Origin of the sequence: Limnohabitans sp., assembly GCF_044361645.1 — a bacterium.
Taxonomy (GTDB): domain Bacteria; phylum Pseudomonadota; class Gammaproteobacteria; order Burkholderiales; family Burkholderiaceae_C; genus Limnohabitans_A.
Window position 1 is genome coordinate 23,895 of record NZ_JBIKIL010000017.1, and the last position, 16,403, is coordinate 40,297.

The 16,403-nt window shown below is 59.5% G+C and carries 17 protein-coding genes and 1 tRNA gene; 12 read left to right on the top strand and 6 right to left on the bottom strand.

The window, feature by feature from the left end; all coding sequences use genetic code 11:
• Position 1: 1 nt before the first annotated feature.
• A complete protein-coding gene (locus tag ACIQ39_RS04495; RefSeq protein WP_396433412.1) occupies positions 2-805 on the bottom strand; it encodes a 2-keto-4-pentenoate hydratase in 804 nt (267 codons plus the stop codon).
• 189 nt (positions 806-994) lie between these two features.
• On the opposite strand from ACIQ39_RS04495, the gene ACIQ39_RS04500 reads away from it, so the two are divergent.
• From ACIQ39_RS04500 to ACIQ39_RS04515, 4 genes are all read left to right on the top strand, one after another.
• Positions 995-1,071: transfer RNA gene (locus ACIQ39_RS04500), tRNA-Met, on the top strand.
• Between the two features lie 197 nt (positions 1,072-1,268).
• Complete coding sequence (locus ACIQ39_RS04505; protein ID WP_396433413.1) at positions 1,269-3,896, top strand: ABC transporter permease; 2,628 nt, start codon at positions 1,269-1,271, stop codon at positions 3,894-3,896.
• Positions 3,897-3,941: 45 nt separating this feature from the next.
• Positions 3,942-4,346, top strand: a complete 405-nt coding sequence (locus ACIQ39_RS04510; RefSeq protein ID WP_396433414.1) for a group II truncated hemoglobin — start codon at positions 3,942-3,944, stop codon at positions 4,344-4,346.
• A gap of 60 nt (positions 4,347-4,406) precedes the next feature.
• Positions 4,407-5,042 (top strand): Smr/MutS family protein, encoded by a 636-nt coding sequence (locus ACIQ39_RS04515; protein WP_396433415.1) that lies wholly within the window; start codon positions 4,407-4,409, stop codon positions 5,040-5,042.
• 9 nt (positions 5,043-5,051) lie between these two features.
• Here ACIQ39_RS04515 and ACIQ39_RS04520 read toward each other — a convergent pair whose 3' ends face one another.
• Positions 5,052-5,879, bottom strand: coding sequence for a symmetrical bis(5'-nucleosyl)-tetraphosphatase (locus ACIQ39_RS04520; protein ID WP_396433416.1), 828 nt, complete (start codon positions 5,877-5,879; stop codon positions 5,052-5,054).
• A 193-nt stretch (positions 5,880-6,072) separates the two neighbouring features.
• Here ACIQ39_RS04520 and ACIQ39_RS04525 point away from each other — a divergent pair, with 193 nt between their 5' ends.
• Both ACIQ39_RS04525 and ACIQ39_RS04530 read left to right on the top strand, forming a co-directional pair.
• Complete coding sequence (locus ACIQ39_RS04525; RefSeq protein ID WP_396433417.1) at positions 6,073-6,372, top strand: H-NS family nucleoid-associated regulatory protein; 300 nt, start codon at positions 6,073-6,075, stop codon at positions 6,370-6,372.
• A gap of 182 nt (positions 6,373-6,554) precedes the next feature.
• On the top strand, positions 6,555-7,103 hold the full coding sequence (locus tag ACIQ39_RS04530; protein ID WP_396433418.1) for a transcription termination/antitermination NusG family protein: 549 nt from the start codon (positions 6,555-6,557) through the stop codon (positions 7,101-7,103).
• 209 nt (positions 7,104-7,312) lie between these two features.
• Here the strand turns inward: ACIQ39_RS04530 and uppS are convergent, their stop codons facing one another.
• On the bottom strand, positions 7,313-8,032 hold the full coding sequence (gene uppS / locus ACIQ39_RS04535; protein ID WP_396433419.1) for a polyprenyl diphosphate synthase: 720 nt from the start codon (positions 8,030-8,032) through the stop codon (positions 7,313-7,315).
• Positions 8,033-8,356: 324 nt separating this feature from the next.
• Between uppS and ACIQ39_RS04540 the strand changes: the two genes are divergently transcribed.
• Positions 8,357-8,968: a hypothetical protein gene (locus tag ACIQ39_RS04540; RefSeq protein ID WP_396433420.1), complete on the top strand. Its 612-nt coding sequence runs from the start codon at positions 8,357-8,359 to the stop codon at positions 8,966-8,968.
• On the opposite strand, the gene ACIQ39_RS04545 is transcribed toward ACIQ39_RS04540, so the two are convergent.
• Entirely contained in the window at positions 8,957-10,951 is a 1,995-nt protein-coding gene (locus ACIQ39_RS04545; RefSeq protein ID WP_396433421.1) for a site-specific recombinase, read from the bottom strand. The genes ACIQ39_RS04540 and ACIQ39_RS04545 overlap by 12 nt on opposite strands.
• 94 nt (positions 10,952-11,045) lie before the next feature.
• Here ACIQ39_RS04545 and ACIQ39_RS04550 point away from each other — a divergent pair, with 94 nt between their 5' ends.
• On the top strand, positions 11,046-11,501 hold the full coding sequence (locus ACIQ39_RS04550) for a MaoC family dehydratase (RefSeq protein ID WP_396433422.1): 456 nt from the start codon (positions 11,046-11,048) through the stop codon (positions 11,499-11,501).
• Here the strand turns inward: ACIQ39_RS04550 and ACIQ39_RS04555 are convergent.
• Both ACIQ39_RS04555 and ACIQ39_RS04560 read right to left on the bottom strand, forming a co-directional pair.
• Positions 11,492-11,989 carry a tRNA (cytidine(34)-2'-O)-methyltransferase gene (locus ACIQ39_RS04555; RefSeq protein WP_396433423.1) on the bottom strand — a complete coding sequence of 166 codons (498 nt, stop codon included), beginning with the start codon at positions 11,987-11,989 and terminating at the stop codon, positions 11,492-11,494. The genes ACIQ39_RS04550 and ACIQ39_RS04555 overlap by 10 nt on opposite strands.
• 85 nt (positions 11,990-12,074) lie before the next feature.
• The gene (locus ACIQ39_RS04560) at positions 12,075-12,827 is read right to left on the bottom strand and encodes a phosphoribosyltransferase family protein (RefSeq protein ID WP_396433424.1); all 753 of its coding nucleotides are present in this window, start codon (positions 12,825-12,827) and stop codon (positions 12,075-12,077) included.
• Between the two features lie 98 nt (positions 12,828-12,925).
• On the opposite strand from ACIQ39_RS04560, the gene ACIQ39_RS04565 reads away from it, so the two are divergent.
• From ACIQ39_RS04565 to ACIQ39_RS04580, 4 genes are all read left to right on the top strand, one after another.
• Complete coding sequence (locus ACIQ39_RS04565; protein WP_396433425.1) at positions 12,926-13,843, top strand: class I SAM-dependent methyltransferase; 918 nt, start codon at positions 12,926-12,928, stop codon at positions 13,841-13,843.
• Positions 13,844-13,936: 93 nt separating this feature from the next.
• Positions 13,937-14,413 (top strand): DUF2244 domain-containing protein, encoded by a 477-nt coding sequence (locus tag ACIQ39_RS04570; protein WP_396433426.1) that lies wholly within the window; start codon positions 13,937-13,939, stop codon positions 14,411-14,413.
• Between the two features lie 77 nt (positions 14,414-14,490).
• Entirely contained in the window at positions 14,491-15,663 is a 1,173-nt protein-coding gene (coxB, locus tag ACIQ39_RS04575) for a cytochrome c oxidase subunit II (RefSeq protein WP_396433427.1), read from the top strand.
• Between the two features lie 36 nt (positions 15,664-15,699).
• Positions 15,700-16,403 (top strand): cbb3-type cytochrome c oxidase subunit I (locus ACIQ39_RS04580; protein WP_396433428.1); only part of this gene is annotated, 704 nt, incomplete at its 3' end.

Here is a 16,403-nt window from a genome sequence, read left to right on the forward strand (position 1 = left end):
TTCAAGTCTCCGAAAAAACCATGTGCACGCTGCCCAGCACGCCGTAATCTGCGCTGGCGCTGTCGCCCGGCTGCAGCTCCAGCGGCACCATGCAGGTGCCGGTGGTGACCACATGGCCCTTTTGCAGCGTGATGCCCAAGCTCGACAGCTGGTTGGCCAGCCAGGTCAGGGCGATGCGCGGGTCGCCCAGCACCTTGCCGCCTGTGCCCTCACGGGTGTACTTCAGTTGGCTGCCGCGCTGGACTTGGGCGTGCACCGGGTAGGCGCTCAAGTCCAGATCGCGCCAGACATCGGGCGCGGCCGGGCCCAGCACAAAGTGCCGCGCACACGCGTTGTCGGCCAGCAGTTGCGCCTCTCCCGCTGCGGTAAAGGGCTCCATCCGCGAGTCGGGCACCTCCAGGGCCGGGTGCAAGCTGGCCACCGCGTTCATGACTTGTTGCTGGGTATAGGGCGCCGCTTGCGGTGGCAGGTCTTGCGCCATGGCAAAAGCAAATTCCGGCTCGGCCACGCGCATGCGGTTGCCCGCTGACGGCACGCTGGCGCCGCTTTCAAACACCTGGCCAGACAACAAGCGACCGGCCAGAGGGCCGCGCACGTTGATGTGCGCCTGCCCGTTGGCACTGGTGGCGGCGATTTTCCAGCCCACCACTTGGCGGCCAGACACGGCGGGCAGTTGGGCTTGGGCGGCGTAGCCTTGGGCGGCTGTCATGGGGCGGCAGGCTTCGGGCAGGGCGCTGAGCACTTGGCCCGATTGCCAATGGGCCCAAATCAAATGGGCAGCTTGCTGATTTGCTGGTGTGGTCATGGCGCTTTGCAAGGTGAAAATGGTGTGAAACAAGAACGCAGGGCATCAAAATGACACAGCCGCATTGTCACGCACCCGCTCAAGCACCGGGACACCCGTCAGGCACGCGCACACGGCGCTGCAGGGTCTGTCAGTGGTGCGTTTGTTGTGTATAATTTTGGGCTTGGTGTGTTTCAAAGCCATGCCCTTGGTGATATAGCTCAGTTGGTTAGAGCGCAGCATTCATAATGCTGATGTCGGTGGTTCAAATCCACCTATCACCACCAAGACACGATCCAAGGCCGTTCACTGTCATTTTGTGAACGGCCTTTTTCATTGGTAAACCCGTGTTTTGCAGGGCTAGGGCGTGCAAGCCACGCCTTGACGCCAAGTCTTTTGCAGCCATGCATGGGCATGCCTGAGCGCGGGCCCGACGCAAGCCCCCAGCCCTGCCAGACCTTCGCCCCTCGGTTATGGTCAGGGGATGAACAATCAGTCTTGGATGCATGGTTTGAAGCTGGGTGCGCGCCAGTTGTGGCGCGACCTGCGGGCGGGTGAGTTGCGCTTGTTGATGGTGTCGGTGGCGCTGGCGGTGGCCGCTTTGACGGCGGTGGGTTTTCTGGCCGACCGCATGCAGACAGGCCTGTGGCGCGATGCGCGCCAACTGCTGGGGGGCGACGCGGTGGTGGTGAGCGACCAGCGCACGCCTGAGGCTTTTGTGCAAAAAGCCCGCGATGCGGGTTTGCAAAGCAATACCAATGTGAGTTTTCCGACCATGGCGCGGGCCATGCAGCCTGACCTGGGCAGCGCAGCGGCCGATGTTTCGGCTGCCGATGCCCAAGTTCAAGCGCCGCCGGCGACCCGTTTGGTGTCCTTGAAGGCGGTCGAGGCGGGTTACCCTTTGCGCGGCCGGATGGAGATCGCTGGCCCGGCCGATGAGGCAGCCAAGCCTGCAGCCGCTTTGCCTGCGCCGGATGCGCGAGCAGACCCACGCGGCCCCGGCATTCCGCCCGAGGGCGAAGTGTGGGTCGATGCCGCTTTGCTCGAGGCCTTGGATCTGCGTTTGGGCCAAAGCTTGCATTTGGGCGAGCGCAGTCTGCGCATCGGCGCCACCATCACCCGCGAGCCCGACCGAGGGGCTGGTTTCATGGCCTTTGCGCCGCGCGTGATGATGAACATGGCCGATTTGGCATCGACCGGTTTGGTGCAACCGGCCAGCCGTGTGAGCTGGCGCATGGCGGTGGCTGGCAGCGATGCGGCCGTGGGCCAGTTTTTGCCATGGGCCAAGGCCGAGGTTGACAAGCTCGATGTGCGCGGCGTGAAGGTTGAATCGCTGGAAAGCGGCCGCCCCGAGATGCGTCAAACCTTGGACCGGGCCTCGCAGTTTTTGAACTTGGTGGCTTTGTTGGCCGCTTTGCTGTGCGCGGTGGCGGTGGCTTTGGCGGCACGCAGTTTTGCCGAGCGCCAACTGGACGCCTGCGCTTTGTTGCGGGTACTGGGGCAAAGCCAGCGCACACTCACTTTGAGTTATGGCCTGGAGTTTTTGGGCGCTGGCTTGGTGGCCAGCGTGCTGGGGGTGTTGGTCGGCTACGGCGTGCACTTGGGTTTTGTGCACTTGCTGGCGGGGCTGGTCGAGGCCAATTTGCCCGCTGCCACTTGGCAGCCTGCGCTGATGGGCATGGCCATGGGGCTGACGCTGCTGGTGGCTTTTGGCCTGCCGCCGGTGTTGCAGTTGGCGCAAGTGCCCCCGCTGCGCGTGATTCGGCGTGACTTAGGACACGTGCAGGTGCGCTCAGGTTTGGTGCTGGCGATGGGTTTGATTGGCTTTGCCGTCACCTTGCTGATGGTCAGCCGCAACCTGACTTTGGGCCTGATCACCGTGGGCGGCTTTGCGCTGGCATTGCTGGTGTTTGCGGCCATGGCCGCTGCGGCTTTGTGGTTGCTGCGCCGCGCGGTGCCCGACGAAGCAGCGCCGCGCTGGTTGCGACTGGCCACACGCCAAGTGGCGGCGCGGCCAGTTTTTGCGGTGGTGCAGGTCAGTGCCTTGTCGGTGGGCTTGTTGGCGCTGGCCTTGCTGGTGTTGTTGCGCACCGACTTGATCGCCAGTTGGCGTCAAGCCACCCCGGTGAATGCGCCGGACCGTTTTGTCATCAATGTGCAGCCCGATCAGGCCGAGGCGTTTTTGGCGCACTTGAACAAAGCGGGGGTCCAATCGCCCGATTGGTTCCCCATGATCCGGGGCCGCTTGGTGGCCGTCAATGGCCGTGTTTTGGGTGCAGACGACATGGCGGCAGACCGCGGCAAGCGCTTTTTGGACCGAGAGATCAACCTCTCGCACAGTGCCAACTTGCCCGAGCACAACCCGCTGGTGGCCGGGCGTTGGCAAAACGATGAGGCCGATGGCGTGAGTGTGGAGGAGGGCATAGCCCAAGACCTGGGGCTCAAGCTGGGTGACCGTTTGGGTTTTGACATTGCCGGTCAGCCGCACGAGGCGCGCATCACTTCATTGCGCAAGGTGGACTGGGCCTCGATGCGGGCCAACTTCTTCATGCTCTTTCCGGTGTCGCAAATGCCCGACTTGCCCATGACTTACATGGCCGCTTTTCGCTCACCTCAGGGTCAGCCGGGTTTTGAAAACGCCATGGTCAATGAATTTCCCAACATCACCAGTGTCGACATGCGCAGCACCTTGGCCCAGGTGCAGCGGGTGATGGACCAGGTCATCCGTGCGGTGGAGTTTTTGTTTGCCTTCACCTTGGCCGCGGGCTTGATGGTTTTGCTGGCCGCTGTGGGTGCAAGCCGCCAAGCGCGCGAACGCGAGTACGCCATCATGCGTGCGCTTGGCGCGGGCCGCAGTCTGTTGGCGCAGGTACAGCGCACCGAGCTTTTGGGCCTTGGTTGGTTGGCGGGCTTCATGGCCAGCGCGATGGCCTTGTTGGTGGGCTGGGTGTTGGCCCGCTATGCTTTTGAGTTCGCTTGGCAGCCGCCTTTGTGGGCCCCATTGGCGGGGGGCTTGGCCGGAGCCTTGTTGGCCTGGGGCGCGGGCAGCCTGAGCCTGGCCGGGGTCTTGCGCCAGCCAGTGGTGCAAACTTTGCGCCAAGCCACACAGTGATCCTGCTGTGCCAAGGCCCTTTGCAACTCGGCACAATCGCACCCCATGAACCTCGAAGACAAGCCTCCTTTTGACACGCCTTTTGCTTGGGCGGGCGGCGAGGGGGCTGTGCGCAGCTTGGCCGATCGCTTTTACGATCTGATGGACATGGAGCCCGGCTACAAAGCCCTGCGCGATGCGCACGGCAGCAGTTTGGAGGGGGCCCGCGACAAACTGTTTTGGTTTTTGTGCGGCTGGCTGGGCGGGCCCGCGCACTACACCGAGCGCTTTGGTCACCCGCGTTTGCGCATGCGGCACATGCCGTTTTCGATTGGCATTTTGGAGCGTGACCAGTGGCTGGCTTGTATGGACCAGGCCATGACCGAGCTGAACCTGGACCCCGTGCTGCGCGAGCGCTTGAACGCCAGCTTTTTCAAGACCGCCGATTGGATGCGCAACCGTGGCGCTTGACGCGCCCGGGATGTGTGAGCGCTTGGCCCCTGTCCATGATGGCCCAGCCAGGAGCCCTTTGTGAAAATCAATGCACTGCAAGACCTGAAAAAAGTGCGCCAAAAATTGGCCCAAGCGCAAGCCCAGGCCCAAGCCTTGGCCGCTGCTCAGGCCTTGGTGGCCCGGCAGCGCGAGGCTGAAAGCAATTTGTTTGTCAGGGCCGTGGGCGTGGTGCAACGCTTGCCAGACCATGACCAAGTGAGCTTGGTGGGCCCCAGTCCAGAGCCCATCGCGCACCAACGCCAGCTGGACAACGAAGCGGTGCTGCGCGACTGCCTGAGCGACGAGTTTGACGCCAGCACCCTGCTCGACACAGACGATGCGCTGAGCTTCAGACGCCCCGGCGTTGGCCGCGACGTGATCCACAAACTGCGCAAGGGTGATTGGTCGATTCAACGTGAGATCGATTTGCATGGCCTGCGCAGCGATGAGGCCCGATTGGCCTTGTCCGAATTCATTCGCTTGTCGCAGCGCCACGGCTTGCGTTGTTTGCGTGTGGTGCACGGCAAAGGCTTGGGCTCGCCCGGCAAGACCCCGGTGCTCAAGTCCAAGGTGCACAGCTGGTTGGTGCAAAAAAACCAGGTCATGGCCTTTGTGCAGGCCAAGCCCGCCGAAGGGGGGGCTGGGGCCTTGGTGGTTTTGCTCAAACCCGGTTGAGGGGTTTGCTCAACCGGGTTTTTGCGCCTGCTCGCACGCCACTTGCACCAAGCTGCGTAGCCCGTCATCGCCTTGGCGCATGGCGCTCAGGCAACCGCCCCAAACGCAGCCGGTGTCCAAAGACCAGACATCGCTGCGGCCCTGCCAGCCCAGCGTGGACCAATGGCCAAATGCGACCGTGATGTCAGCCGTGCGCCGACCCGGCACATCAAACCAAGGCATGAAACCGGCCGGGGCTTTGGCAGCGCCTTCTTTGTTGACAAACTCCATGCGGCCATCGGCCGCGCAAAAGCGCAAGCGCGTGAACGCGTTGACCACCACGCGCCAGCGGTCCAAGCCTGCCAAGTCATCGTGCCAGGCAGCCGGTTTGTTGCCATACATATGGGTCAAAAACAAGGACAAGTCTGGTCCGCGCAGCACGGTGTGCATCTCGTGCGCCAAGGCCAATGTTTGCGCCAAAGTCCAGCCGGGCAAGACCCCTGCATGCACCGACAACACGCCGTGCGACCACAGGGCCAAGTGCTGTTGGCGCAGCCAGTCGAGCAAGGCCTCGCGGTCGGGTGCGTTCATCAAACCGTCCAAGGTGTCTTGCCGCTTGCTGTTGCTCACACCCCTGGCCACGGCCAAGGCATGCAAGTCGTGGTTGCCCAGCAAGCACTGCACACTGCCTTGCCAGCCCATCAGGCGGCGCAGCACCCCCACAGAGTCCGGGCCCCGGTTGACCAGATCGCCCAAAACGATGAGCTGGTCGCGGCTGGGTGAGAAATCGACAAGCGCCAGCAAGCGGCCCAAAGCGGCGTTGCAGCCTTGAATATCACCGATCCAGTAAACAGCCATATTGCACCTGTCGTATTGAAATTGAAGGGCCATTTTGGGGTGCGATGGCATCGCCTGACTTTAATTCACCATTTTGCAGCCTTCATAATCGGCTTTGGGCTGAATTAAATCCGAAAAAATGGGTTTATTTGGCGATGGCAGGCTGATGTTGGTGTATATTCCATATTTCATATTTTTAATAGGAGTTTTTACCATGACACAAACCTACAAAGAGTTGTTACAACAACGCGAAGCATTGGAGTTGGCAATTGCCCAAGCGCGGCAAAATGAAATCGCCAGTGCCGTGGCCAAAGTGCGTGAACTGGTGGCCGAATATGGTTTGACGGCCCAAGATGTCTTTCCTGGCCGAGCCTCCAAAGCCGGTGTTGTCAAAACCGTCAGCAAGGTGGCTGCCAAGTACCGTGATGCGTCAACTGGACAGACCTGGACTGGCCGTGGCAAAGCCCCCAAATGGATCGACGGCAAAGACCGCGCGCCTTTTGTCATTGCTTGAAAGTCACGGGGTCAGCGGCCAATCCGGATGGGCGTGATGGCATCAACCGGTTTGTGCGCAGCTTGACCCCTTTGGTCTGCATAACCCCGCTTTCGCGGGGTTATGCTTTGGTGGCCTGAAGTTTTGCAGCGGGGTCAGCACCGCTGCAATGCCCCATCCTAAACACAGAGACAAGTTACTCAATGCGTGCTCTTGAAAATGAAAGTCTGTCTGCTGTTGTGCAAGCCGTAAAGGACCGCTGGTTTTTGGCCTACACCAAACCCAAGTTGGAGTCGGTGGCGCAGTTCAATTTGGCGCAACAGGGGTTTGAAGTCTATTTGCCGCTGTTTAAAAAATTCAAGAAAACAGAACAAGGTCCAGTGGCATTGTTTGAGCCCATGTTTCCCAGGTATATTTTGTTTCGACCCACCCGGGCAGAACAAAGTATTTCAGTGGTGCGCAACAGCAAAGGGGTGTCCAACATCGTGCGGTTTGGGTTTGAGCCGGCGTTGTTGCCGAACGAGGTGGTGCACCACATACGCCAAATGGAAAAAGACCGCGAGCAGGCCACCATCGAGACCTTGAATCCGCTCAAAGTCGGCCAGCCGGTTCGGCTCAGGCACACCGCTTTGGGCACCATCGAGGGTTTGGTGCACCATGTTTCCAGCAAGCGTGTGGCCGTTTTGTTGGAGATTTTGGGGCGTCCTACGGTGGTTCAGGTGGCGCACCACCAGGTGGAGTTATCGGCCTAACGGTCATGAACTCAAGGCGAGGCCCCGGATGATGCAAGCAAGGGCAGGCTGGGGCTGTTGGGCTCGAGCCGAGAAAATCCTTGCCAATCGGCTGCCCTCAGGCCAGCTTCAGCTCGTCAGCTCGTCCCCATCGGCGTTTCTTTCATGTCAAAGCGGCTGGGCAGGTCACCGCCACTGCCTGGCACCCTGAAACCCCCAAGCCCTGGGCTTCAAAGGGGCGCAGAGGAGCCAAACCGCCGGTCTCTGGCGGCAAACCATGTCAAGGCTTGGTCAAACATGGCGGGTGTGAAGTCGGGCCAAAGTTCGTCGCAAAAGAACAGCTCGGCATAAGCGGCCTGCCACAGCAAAAAATTGCTCACCCTCGACTCGCCGCCGGTACGGATCAGCAAATCAACCTCGGGTGCACCCGCTGTGCTGAGGTGTGCGCTCAGGGCCTCCTCGGTGAGGGCGTCTAAATTCAGATCGGGGTGCGATCTTTGCCAAGACTGGGCAGCTTGGAGCATGTCCCAGCGCCCCCCGTAGTTGGCACACACGTTCAAGGTGAGGGCGTTGTTGCCCGCAGTTTGGGCTTGGGCCTCGGCGATCAGTTCTTGCAGAGCGTCTGAAAAGCGCCGGGTGTCACCCAGCACGCGCAAGCGCACACCGTTGGCGTTCATGTTGCGCACTTCATTTTTCAGGTAGGTCATGAACAAACCCATGAGGCTGCTGATTTCCTCTTCAGGACGCCGCCAATTTTCGGTGCTGAACGCAAAAAGACTGAGCTGCGCAATGCCCCTTTGTGCGCAGGCTTTGGCGATGTCTCTGACTCTTTGCGCGCCAGCGGCATGACCCAATGCCAGAGGCATGAAGCGTTTTTTGGCCCAGCGTCGGTTGCCGTCCATGATGATGGCGACATGCTGTGGCAACGTGGCGGTGCAAGGGGGTGACAACAGAAGTTCTCAGTCCAAAAAGGTTCTTGATTTTAGGGCATCCCCAGGCTGTTTCTGTGGTTTGATGGCGGCAACGCAGCACACAGCCATGCAAAAGGTGTTTTTGGCAGAGCGTCTGTGTGCGGCTTGTTCTTGTCAACCCTTGTCTGCCTTTGTCATCCCGGGCGCAGACCCGGCTTCCAGAGTGCAGCGATGGCCTTGAGAAAATGCCAGCAACACCCATGAATGGGGGACAGGGTCGGACATGGCAGACGCCACCCATTTGCCTCGGTATTGCCAAACTTCAACCGGCCAGAGCCAACACGCCCATCCAAGGCACGACACATGAACCTCAAAATCCAAGAATTTTTGCAGCGCATTCAGCAATTGGAGTTGGCCATTGAGCAAGAGGCCAAAAGCCGTCGCCAGCAATGGGAGGCGGACTTTGAAGAACAAAAAGTGCGTTTTGAAAAAGAGGTGTTGGCGCAGCAAAAGCGGTTCAAGGCAGGTTGGCTGGGCTACGTGTTCACGGCACAGTGGCGGCACGTGTTGTGTGTGCCCTTCATTTACCCCGTGTTGTTGCCCATGCTGCTGCTCGATGCCTTTGTCACCCTGTACCAGTGGGTGTGTTTTCCCCTGTGCGGCATGCCCCGCGTCAAGCGGTCCAGCTATTTTGTGTACGACCGCACGCACTTGGCCTATTTGAATTGGTTGGAAAAAATCAACTGCGCGTATTGCGCTTATGGCAATGGTTTGATGGCCTATGGCCGTGAGGTGGTGGGCTTGACCGAAAAGTATTGGTGCCCGATCAAACATGCGCGCCGCCGCATGCAGGCCCATGCGCATTACCATGCTTTCGCCGATTATGGCGATGCCGAAAACTACCGCGCCGAGCTGACCCGCTTGCGCGCTGAGTTGACCCGCTGGCGCGCCAGCGAGGACGGTTCATCCCGCTGAGGAGGAGCCGTTTTTTAGCGGGGGCCTGAAAAATGACAGGGGCTGCGATTGGATGCGTTGGCCAATCGCTTGGCGGATGCGGCTGCGGTTGACAATGCTGACGTTTTGCGCAGCCAAGGCCACCCGAAAGGCCAGGTAAAAACTGACCCCCAAATTGAGCGGGCCGATGATTGCCAAACCGGCCAAAGCCCAGCCAAATTCGGGCGTGCTCAAAGCATCGGTGCCGAGCGCGAACAGCGCTGCAGTGATTTGACCGGCTGCCAAGGTGACGTGCCGCACATCCAGGTTCAAACCAAAGAACAAAGCCACCACCGGCACCAAGCCCAGCATCAGGCCCAGCGATATGCTGGCCGCCAGACCCGAAATGTTGCGTTGCAAATACAGGCCGACACGGTCGGCACCGCGCACCCCGATCCAGCGCCGCAACTGGGGGTGGTAGCGCAGTGCCGAATCGAGTTGGTGCAAAACAAATGCGTTTTCGACCCAGCCCGCAATGATGCTGGAGGCAAACAGCAGCACACCGGTGAAGGCGGCGTATAAGGCAGTAGGGCCAAGCAGGTGGACCGATGCCAGCACGGATTGGGCTTTGGCTTGGCCGACCATGGGCGACAGATCCAGCAGGTGCAAACCCCAGCAGATCAACAACACAGCGGGCACCACGGCCAGCAAGTTGCCCAAAATCGCGGCAATTTGCGACCGAAACAAATGGGCCACCTCGTCCACAAAGTTGGTCACGCCGATGTCGTCCTCGATGTTTTTGAGTTTGGCGGCCATGGCAGGCGCTGTCACGGCCGGTTGCTTGGTGGCCACCGTCCAGTGCAGCAGCATGACCAGCACAAAAGACACGGCGTAGTTGGTGCCCGCCGCCAAGCCTGCCCAAAAGGGTGAAAGCGCCAAACCCAACAAGGCGAACTTGACCCAGGTGGTCAGGCCAATCACGGCCCCGCCACCCAATGCTTTGCCCAGCATGCGGCGGTACTCGGCACCATCGCGGGTGATGTAGTGTTCGCCACTTTCGGCGCTGCGTTGAGCCACCTTTTCGGCCAACATGTGGCTGTTGGCCACCCACAGGCTGGCGATGCTGCGGCTGTCGTGGCTCACTTGGGCCAGGTGCGACAACAAGGCCAGCATGGCGGGCACAGGTGCGTGGGTGAGCAAAGCTTCCAGCAGGTGTTTGCAGCGGATCACCAAGTGGCGCAGTTGCCGCAGTTTGAACACAATCCCCACCGAAATGCCGTGCTCTTGCAGGTGCGAATACACGGTGTAGGCGGCGTGGCGGCAGTCGTCGAGTTGGCCTTTGAGGTTTTGGGCGGCTGTTTGACAGGCCGTGCTGTGCGGGCCGTTTTGCTGCAGGGCTTGGCGAAAGGCCTCCAGCGCCATGGGCAGTTCGTGGAACGGTCGGGTGTCATCGACCCGGCTGGCCATGCGGGTGCGAATCTCTGCAGAGTGCCCGGTGGCGTTGACTTGCCCGACGCAATAGGTCAAGGCGTCCATCAAGCTCGCTTGCAATGCGGGCGGTGCCTGCGTCGGTGCCTCGGGCAAGCAAAGCCGGGTCAAAGCGTGCAGCGTGTGCTCGTCCAGTTGTTGCAGCCATTGCACGTCAAACGGTTCAGGTTGCAAAAATATAAACAGCGCCCCCAAGTCGCGGGTATCGGGTGTTGAGGGCAAAAATTTCATCCGCAAACGGTTGCCCAAGTCGCTCATGAAGGCGGCCCGAGAGGCAAAACCCAAGTCGGCCAACAGGGGCGTGGCATCCGCATCGGCCAAAAAGCCCTGCCACCATGTTTGCCAAGCTTGAGTGTTTTCAGGCCGTGCCAGCAAAGTGTCTGCCAGCAAACCAAGGCGAGCGGCGGCTTCATGCGGTGAAGTGCGCGAGCCCCGAATCCAGTGCAGGGCATCGCTGAGCCACAAATGCCGCTCGACCCGGTGGGCCAACAGGGGCAGTTGCTGGATCAGGCTGAGGAGGTTCGGGCTGGTTGACATGAATTCAAAACAATGCAAAAAGGCCTGACCTTACCGCAAACCTGTGTCACGCCATCGACACCTTGAATTCGGCAAGGTGAATAAAGTGAACACCATGAAAACCTTTGAAACTTTGGCCGAATTGGCCGCGTGTGTGGGTCAAGATGTGGCGGCGACCGAGTGGGTCGACATCACCCAGGACCAAATCAACCAGTTTGCCCAAGCCACGGGCGATCAGCAGTGGATACACGTGGATGAGGCTCGCGCCAAGCAAGGGCCTTTCAAAGTGCCCATCGCCCATGGTTTTTTGACGCTGTCGCTGTTGTCCCAGTTTTTTGACAAAACCATCGTCATCAAGACAAAGCGCATGGGTGTCAATTACGGTTTGAACAAAGTGCGCTTCATGGCCCCTGTGCCCGTCGGCAGCCGTTTGCGAGCGCATTTGCATTTGCATTCGGCCACGCCCATTGAGGGCGATGGTCTTCAGTTGCAGTGGAATGTGACGGTCGAACGCGAGGGCAGTGCCAAACCCGTGTGCGCAGCCGAGTCGCTGGTGCGCATTTACGCCTGAATCCTTGTGTCCGGTGGGCTGTGAGCGCCCGAAAAACCCTGCTGCCGCCAAGCCTCAAAAACGGTGATGGCCACCGCATTCGACAAATTCAAGCTGCGTTGGCCCTCGCGCATCGGCAGTTTGATGCGTTGCGCGGGCGCGAATTTTTCACGCAACTCGGCGCACAGACCTCGGGTCTCGGAGCCAAACACCAGCCAGTCGCCCGGGGCAAATGCCACTTGGTGGGCGGGGCGACTGGCGCGGGTGGTGAGGGCAAACATGCGTTCAGAGACGGGCTTTTCAGTGTGCACAAACGCGGCCCAATCGGCATGCCGCTTGACGCGGGCGTACTCGTGGTAATCCAAACCCGCCCGGCGCATGTGTTTGTCGTCCATTGAAAACCCCAGGGGCTCGATCAAGTGAAGCGTGCAGCCGGTGTTGGCCGCCAAGCGAATGGCATTGCCTGTGTTGGGCGGTATCTCGGGCTCGACCAGAACGATGTGAAACATGGCGCGTATTGTGCCTTGCACGCGTGGCCTGAAGCGGCCGGCATGGGGGTACCCGCTGCAGGGGCTTGGGATGCGGTGCCTGTGTTCACTGTCCATTGGAGCCGCCAAGATCGGTGCGTGCCAGCACCAAGGCGCTGATGTGCGTGGCCCCAGCTTGGCGCAACACATGGGCGGCGGCGTGCAAAGAAGCGCCACTGGTCATCACGTCATCAACCACCACCACCCGCTTGCCGCGCAGCTGGGCGGCGCGCAGTGGCGCAAGGGCAAAAGCCCCTGCCAAGTTGGCCAGCCGCTGGGCTCTGGGCAGTGTGCGCTGTGAAGGGGTGTCGCGGGTGCGCAAGAGCAAATTCGCATCGGCTTTTCGGGGGCTGAGCTGCCGTGCCAACAGCCACGATTGGTTGAAGCCCCGCTCCGACAAGCGCTGGGCAGACAGGGGAATGGGCAAGACCCAGTCGGCGGCATCCAAGCTGTCTTGAGCCCCAGGCGCTGTGCGCATCAAAGAGGCCAAGGGCCTGTCCCAGCCCGCTTGTTCTTGAAATTTGTAGCGTGCGATCACATCGACCCATGGCCAAGCATAGGTGGTCGCGGCCAGGCAAAGGTCCAAAGGCGGCCGTGCAAGCACGCATGCACCGCAAAGCCTGATCGCGTCTGGCACCGGCAGCGCACAGGCCAAGCAGCGGTGGCGCGGTGGCGCAAAACGGCGGATGCACAGCTCGCACAGCGGGGCCTGAGGCCAACTTTGGCAAATGGCGCAGCGGCTGGGCAAGCAAGCCCATAGCCGAGCGAGCCGCCAAGCGCTCAGCGGGGAGTTGTCGTCAGTGCGCTCTGGGTTCGGCATGATGTCAATATACTCAGGCGCTCAGACTCACACAAGCGCGTGGCCCGCCAGACCGGCCAGCGTTTTCGCGGCGATCGCCGCCCACCCAAGCACGCGCCATGTCTTCAGACATTCACCCACCCTCCTTAGACCCTGTTGCGGCAGTGCGCTGGCTTGCCATGCCCAGCAAGGCGGGTGTTTCCCCTTGGTTGCACGAAGAAGTCGCCTCGCGCATGCAAGAGCGTTTGGACTTCATCCGTTTGCAACCCCAGCAATGGGTGCACTGGGAACCATTGAGCGGCGGCCTGGCCGCGCACCAAGCCTTGCAGCAACGTTACCCCAAGTCCGAGGTGTGGATGCGCTGCGCTCAGCCTGGGCATGGCGAGACCGCTCGAAAAGCCTTGGCGCAGCCTTGGTGGCGCGTGCGATCTTGGCGCGCTCCTCTGCTGCGTTGGGGCATGCCGCCTGAGCACAGTGCACACATGCTCTGGGCCAACATGCAGTTGCATGCATCGCCACAGCCGCAAGCGCTGCTGCAAGAGTGGCATCGGACCTTGGCAGAAGACGGTTTTTTGATGTTTTCTTGCTTTGGCCCTGATACCCTGCGTGATCTTCGGCTCGTTTACGCTCAGGCCGGATGGCCAGAGCCTGCCCACGAATTCACCGACATGCACGATTGGGGTGACATGCTGGTTCAGGCCGGTTTTGCGGAGCCGGTCATGGACATGGAGCGCATCACCTTGACGTACGCCTCACCTGACAGTTTGCTGACAGATTTGCGCGCCATGGGCCGAAATCTGCATGTCCACCGTTTTGCAGGCCTGCGCGGCAAGCGATGGCGGGCGCAATTGGATGCAGCCCTGTTGACATTGGCCCAGGCACAACCGGGTGGGCGGCTTTCTTTGGGCTTTGAGATCGTCTACGGGCATGCCTTGAAACCCAAACCCCGAATGAAAATGGCGGCTCAAACCCAAATCGATCTGGCGCAGATGCGGCATATGCTGCGTTCTGGTGGGGGTATAGCGGGCAAAGTTTGAGCGCTGTCAAAAGATGGATTGATCTCAGGTAAAATCCGCCGGTTTTGGACACGATGCGGGCTTGTCGGTTGTTAGCTTAATGAAAGTTGACCAATGTCTAATCAGACTTACATATTGGCGCAAGTGTCAGGTTCTGCCATACATTGGCGGCTCAAACGCAATTGCTCAGTGACACCAACTCAATTGGCTTGGTTTTACCTGTCTTTGTGCACCGTGTCTTTGGGTATAGGTGCTTTTTTCTGGTCGCTGGGGGCCACTTTAGTGCTGGCTTTTGCCGGGATCGAGGTGATTGTGGTGGGCTTGGCTTTTTTGGTTTATGCCCGCCACGCTGCCGATGGTGAGTTGATCTCTCTCAACGGCAGCAATTTGGTGGTTGAGTTAGAGACAGCGGGTCGCTTAGAGCGGGCTGAATTTGAGCGCCAATGGGTGCGGGTAGAGCCCAAGTCAGGCGATCAAAGCTTGATCGAGTTGTCGGGTCAAGGTCGTTCCATCGAAGTGGGCCGATTTGTGCGGCCTGAGCAGAGGCAGGGGCTGGCAAGGGAAATCAGGAAAGCACTGCGGTCGGTGTGATGTTTGGTGGCAAGCTGGGCTAAATGCGGTTTGTCAAAGGTTTGAATACAACAGAGTCTTGGAAGTTAGTGAGAACCATGAAGAATATTTCCAATCAATTGGCTTCGCTGCTGTCCCGTGCGGGCGTTTTTGCAGGTGCATGGGTTGCCACTGCTGTGCATGCAGTCAACGACTTGCCTGGTGGACCGGCAGTCAACCAACTCAATTTGCACCCGCCAGTGACCCGAATCGCCGCAGAGCAGCAATGGTTGCACTGGATGATGCTGATCATCTGCACAGTGATATTCATTGCGGTGTTCGCGGTCATGTTTTATTCCATTTGGAAACACCGCAAGTCGGTGGGACACAAACCCGCCAAGTTCACCGAATCCATCACGGTCGAAGTGGTTTGGACGGCTGTGCCATTTTTGATTGTGATTTTGATGGCCTTGCCTGCCACCAAAGTTTTGGTGGCGCAAAAAGACACCACCAACGCCGACCTGACCGTCAAAGTCACCGGCTACCAGTGGAAGTGGGGTTACGACTACATCAATGGCGAAGGCGAGGGCCTGAGCTACATCTCCACACTGGACTCCTCCCACCGCGCCATGTCCAATGCGGGCAAACCAGAAGGTGACAACTACTTGCTCAAAGTGGACTACCCCTTGGTGGTTCCTGTGAACCAAAAAGTGCGTGTCATCACCACCGCCAACGACGTGATCCACTCGTTCATGGTGCCTGCTTTTGGCATCAAGCAAGATGCCATTCCGGGCTTTGTGCGCGACACATGGTTCCGCGCTGAAAAAACGGGCGATTTCTATGGTCAATGCGCCGAGTTGTGCGGGAAAGAGCATGCTTACATGCCCATCCATGTGAAGGTGTTATCGGCCACCGACTACGCCGCTTGGGTGGACACCGAGCGCAAGAAACAATTGGCCAAAGCCGATGACCCGAGCAAAGTCTGGGCCTTGGACGATTTGTCCAAGCGCGGCGAGAAAGTCTATGCGTCCAACTGCGCGGCCTGCCACCAAGCCAATGGCCAAGGCGGGGGTGCCATCAAAGCTTTGGACGGCTCCGCCCTTGTGTTGGACGGCAACCACGCCAATTTGATTTCGGTCATGCTCAACGGTGCGGGCAATGGTGCCATGCCTGCCTGGAAGCAACTGTCGGACACCGAAATCGCTGCTGTGACCTCTTACATCAAAAACAACTGGTCCAACAAGACCGGGCAAATCGTGCAACCTGCTGAAGTTTTGGCAGCCCGCAAATAAGCCGTACCGTACACCCTGCTAGCAAAGGAAATCAAGATGAGTGCCGTTCTCGACCATCACGATCATGCACACGACGACCACGGTCACGCACCAGCGGGCTGGCGTCGTTGGGTGTATGCCACCAACCACAAAGACATCGGTACCTTGTACCTGTTGTTCAGCTTTGCCATGTTGATGGTGGGCGGCGTTTTGGCGCTGGGCATTCGGGCTGAGCTCTTTCAGCCCGGCTTGCAAATTGTCAATCCCGAGTTGTTCAACCAGTTCACCACCATGCACGGCATCATCATGGTGTTCGGTGCGATCATGCCGGCCTTTGTGGGTTTTGCAAATTGGATGCTGCCGCTGCAAATTGGCGCATCTGACATGGCCTTTGCCCGCATGAACAACTTCAGCTTCTGGTTGATGATCCCAGCCGCTTTGATGTTGGTGGGCTCCTTCTTCATGCCTGGTGGAGCCCCTGCGGCCGGTTGGACCATGTACGCGCCGCTGACCCTGCAAATGGGTCCTTCGATGGATGCGGCGATCTTTGCGCTGCACATCTTGGGTGCCTCCTCCATCATGGGCTCAATCAACATCATCGTGACCATCTTGAACATGCGCGCCCCGGGCATGACCTTGATGAAAATGCCCATGTTCGCCTGGACATGGCTCATCACCGCTTACTTGTTGATTGCCGTGATGCCCGTGTTGGCGGGCGCGATCACCATGACTTTGACTGACCGCCATTTCGGCACCAGCTT

Bases quoted from the DNA above. Each gene is read 5' to 3' on its own strand.
- ACIQ39_RS04550 (WP_396433422.1), top strand. From the start codon at position 11,046: ATGAAAACCTTTGAAACTTTGGCCGAATTGGCCGCGTGTGTGGGTCAA.
- ACIQ39_RS04560 (WP_396433424.1), bottom strand. From the start codon at position 12,827: ATGCCGAACCCAGAGCGCACTGACGACAACTCCCCGCTGAGCGCTTGG.
- ACIQ39_RS04555 (WP_396433423.1), bottom strand. From the start codon at position 11,989: ATGTTTCACATCGTTCTGGTCGAGCCCGAGATACCGCCCAACACAGGC.
- ACIQ39_RS04545 (WP_396433421.1), bottom strand. From the start codon at position 10,951: ATGTCAACCAGCCCGAACCTCCTCAGCCTGATCCAGCAACTGCCCCTG.
- ACIQ39_RS04495 (WP_396433412.1), bottom strand. From the start codon at position 805: ATGACCACACCAGCAAATCAGCAAGCTGCCCATTTGATTTGGGCCCAT.
- ACIQ39_RS04530 (WP_396433418.1), top strand. From the start codon at position 6,555: ATGCGTGCTCTTGAAAATGAAAGTCTGTCTGCTGTTGTGCAAGCCGTA.
- ACIQ39_RS04520 (WP_396433416.1), bottom strand. From the start codon at position 5,879: ATGGCTGTTTACTGGATCGGTGATATTCAAGGCTGCAACGCCGCTTTG.
- ACIQ39_RS04540 (WP_396433420.1), top strand. From the start codon at position 8,357: ATGAACCTCAAAATCCAAGAATTTTTGCAGCGCATTCAGCAATTGGAG.
- coxB (WP_396433427.1), top strand. From the start codon at position 14,491: ATGAAGAATATTTCCAATCAATTGGCTTCGCTGCTGTCCCGTGCGGGC.
- ACIQ39_RS04525 (WP_396433417.1), top strand. From the start codon at position 6,073: ATGACACAAACCTACAAAGAGTTGTTACAACAACGCGAAGCATTGGAG.
- ACIQ39_RS04510 (WP_396433414.1), top strand. From the start codon at position 3,942: ATGAACCTCGAAGACAAGCCTCCTTTTGACACGCCTTTTGCTTGGGCG.
- ACIQ39_RS04505 (WP_396433413.1), top strand. From the start codon at position 1,269: ATGAACAATCAGTCTTGGATGCATGGTTTGAAGCTGGGTGCGCGCCAG.
- ACIQ39_RS04570 (WP_396433426.1), top strand. From the start codon at position 13,937: ATGTCTAATCAGACTTACATATTGGCGCAAGTGTCAGGTTCTGCCATA.
- ACIQ39_RS04565 (WP_396433425.1), top strand. From the start codon at position 12,926: ATGTCTTCAGACATTCACCCACCCTCCTTAGACCCTGTTGCGGCAGTG.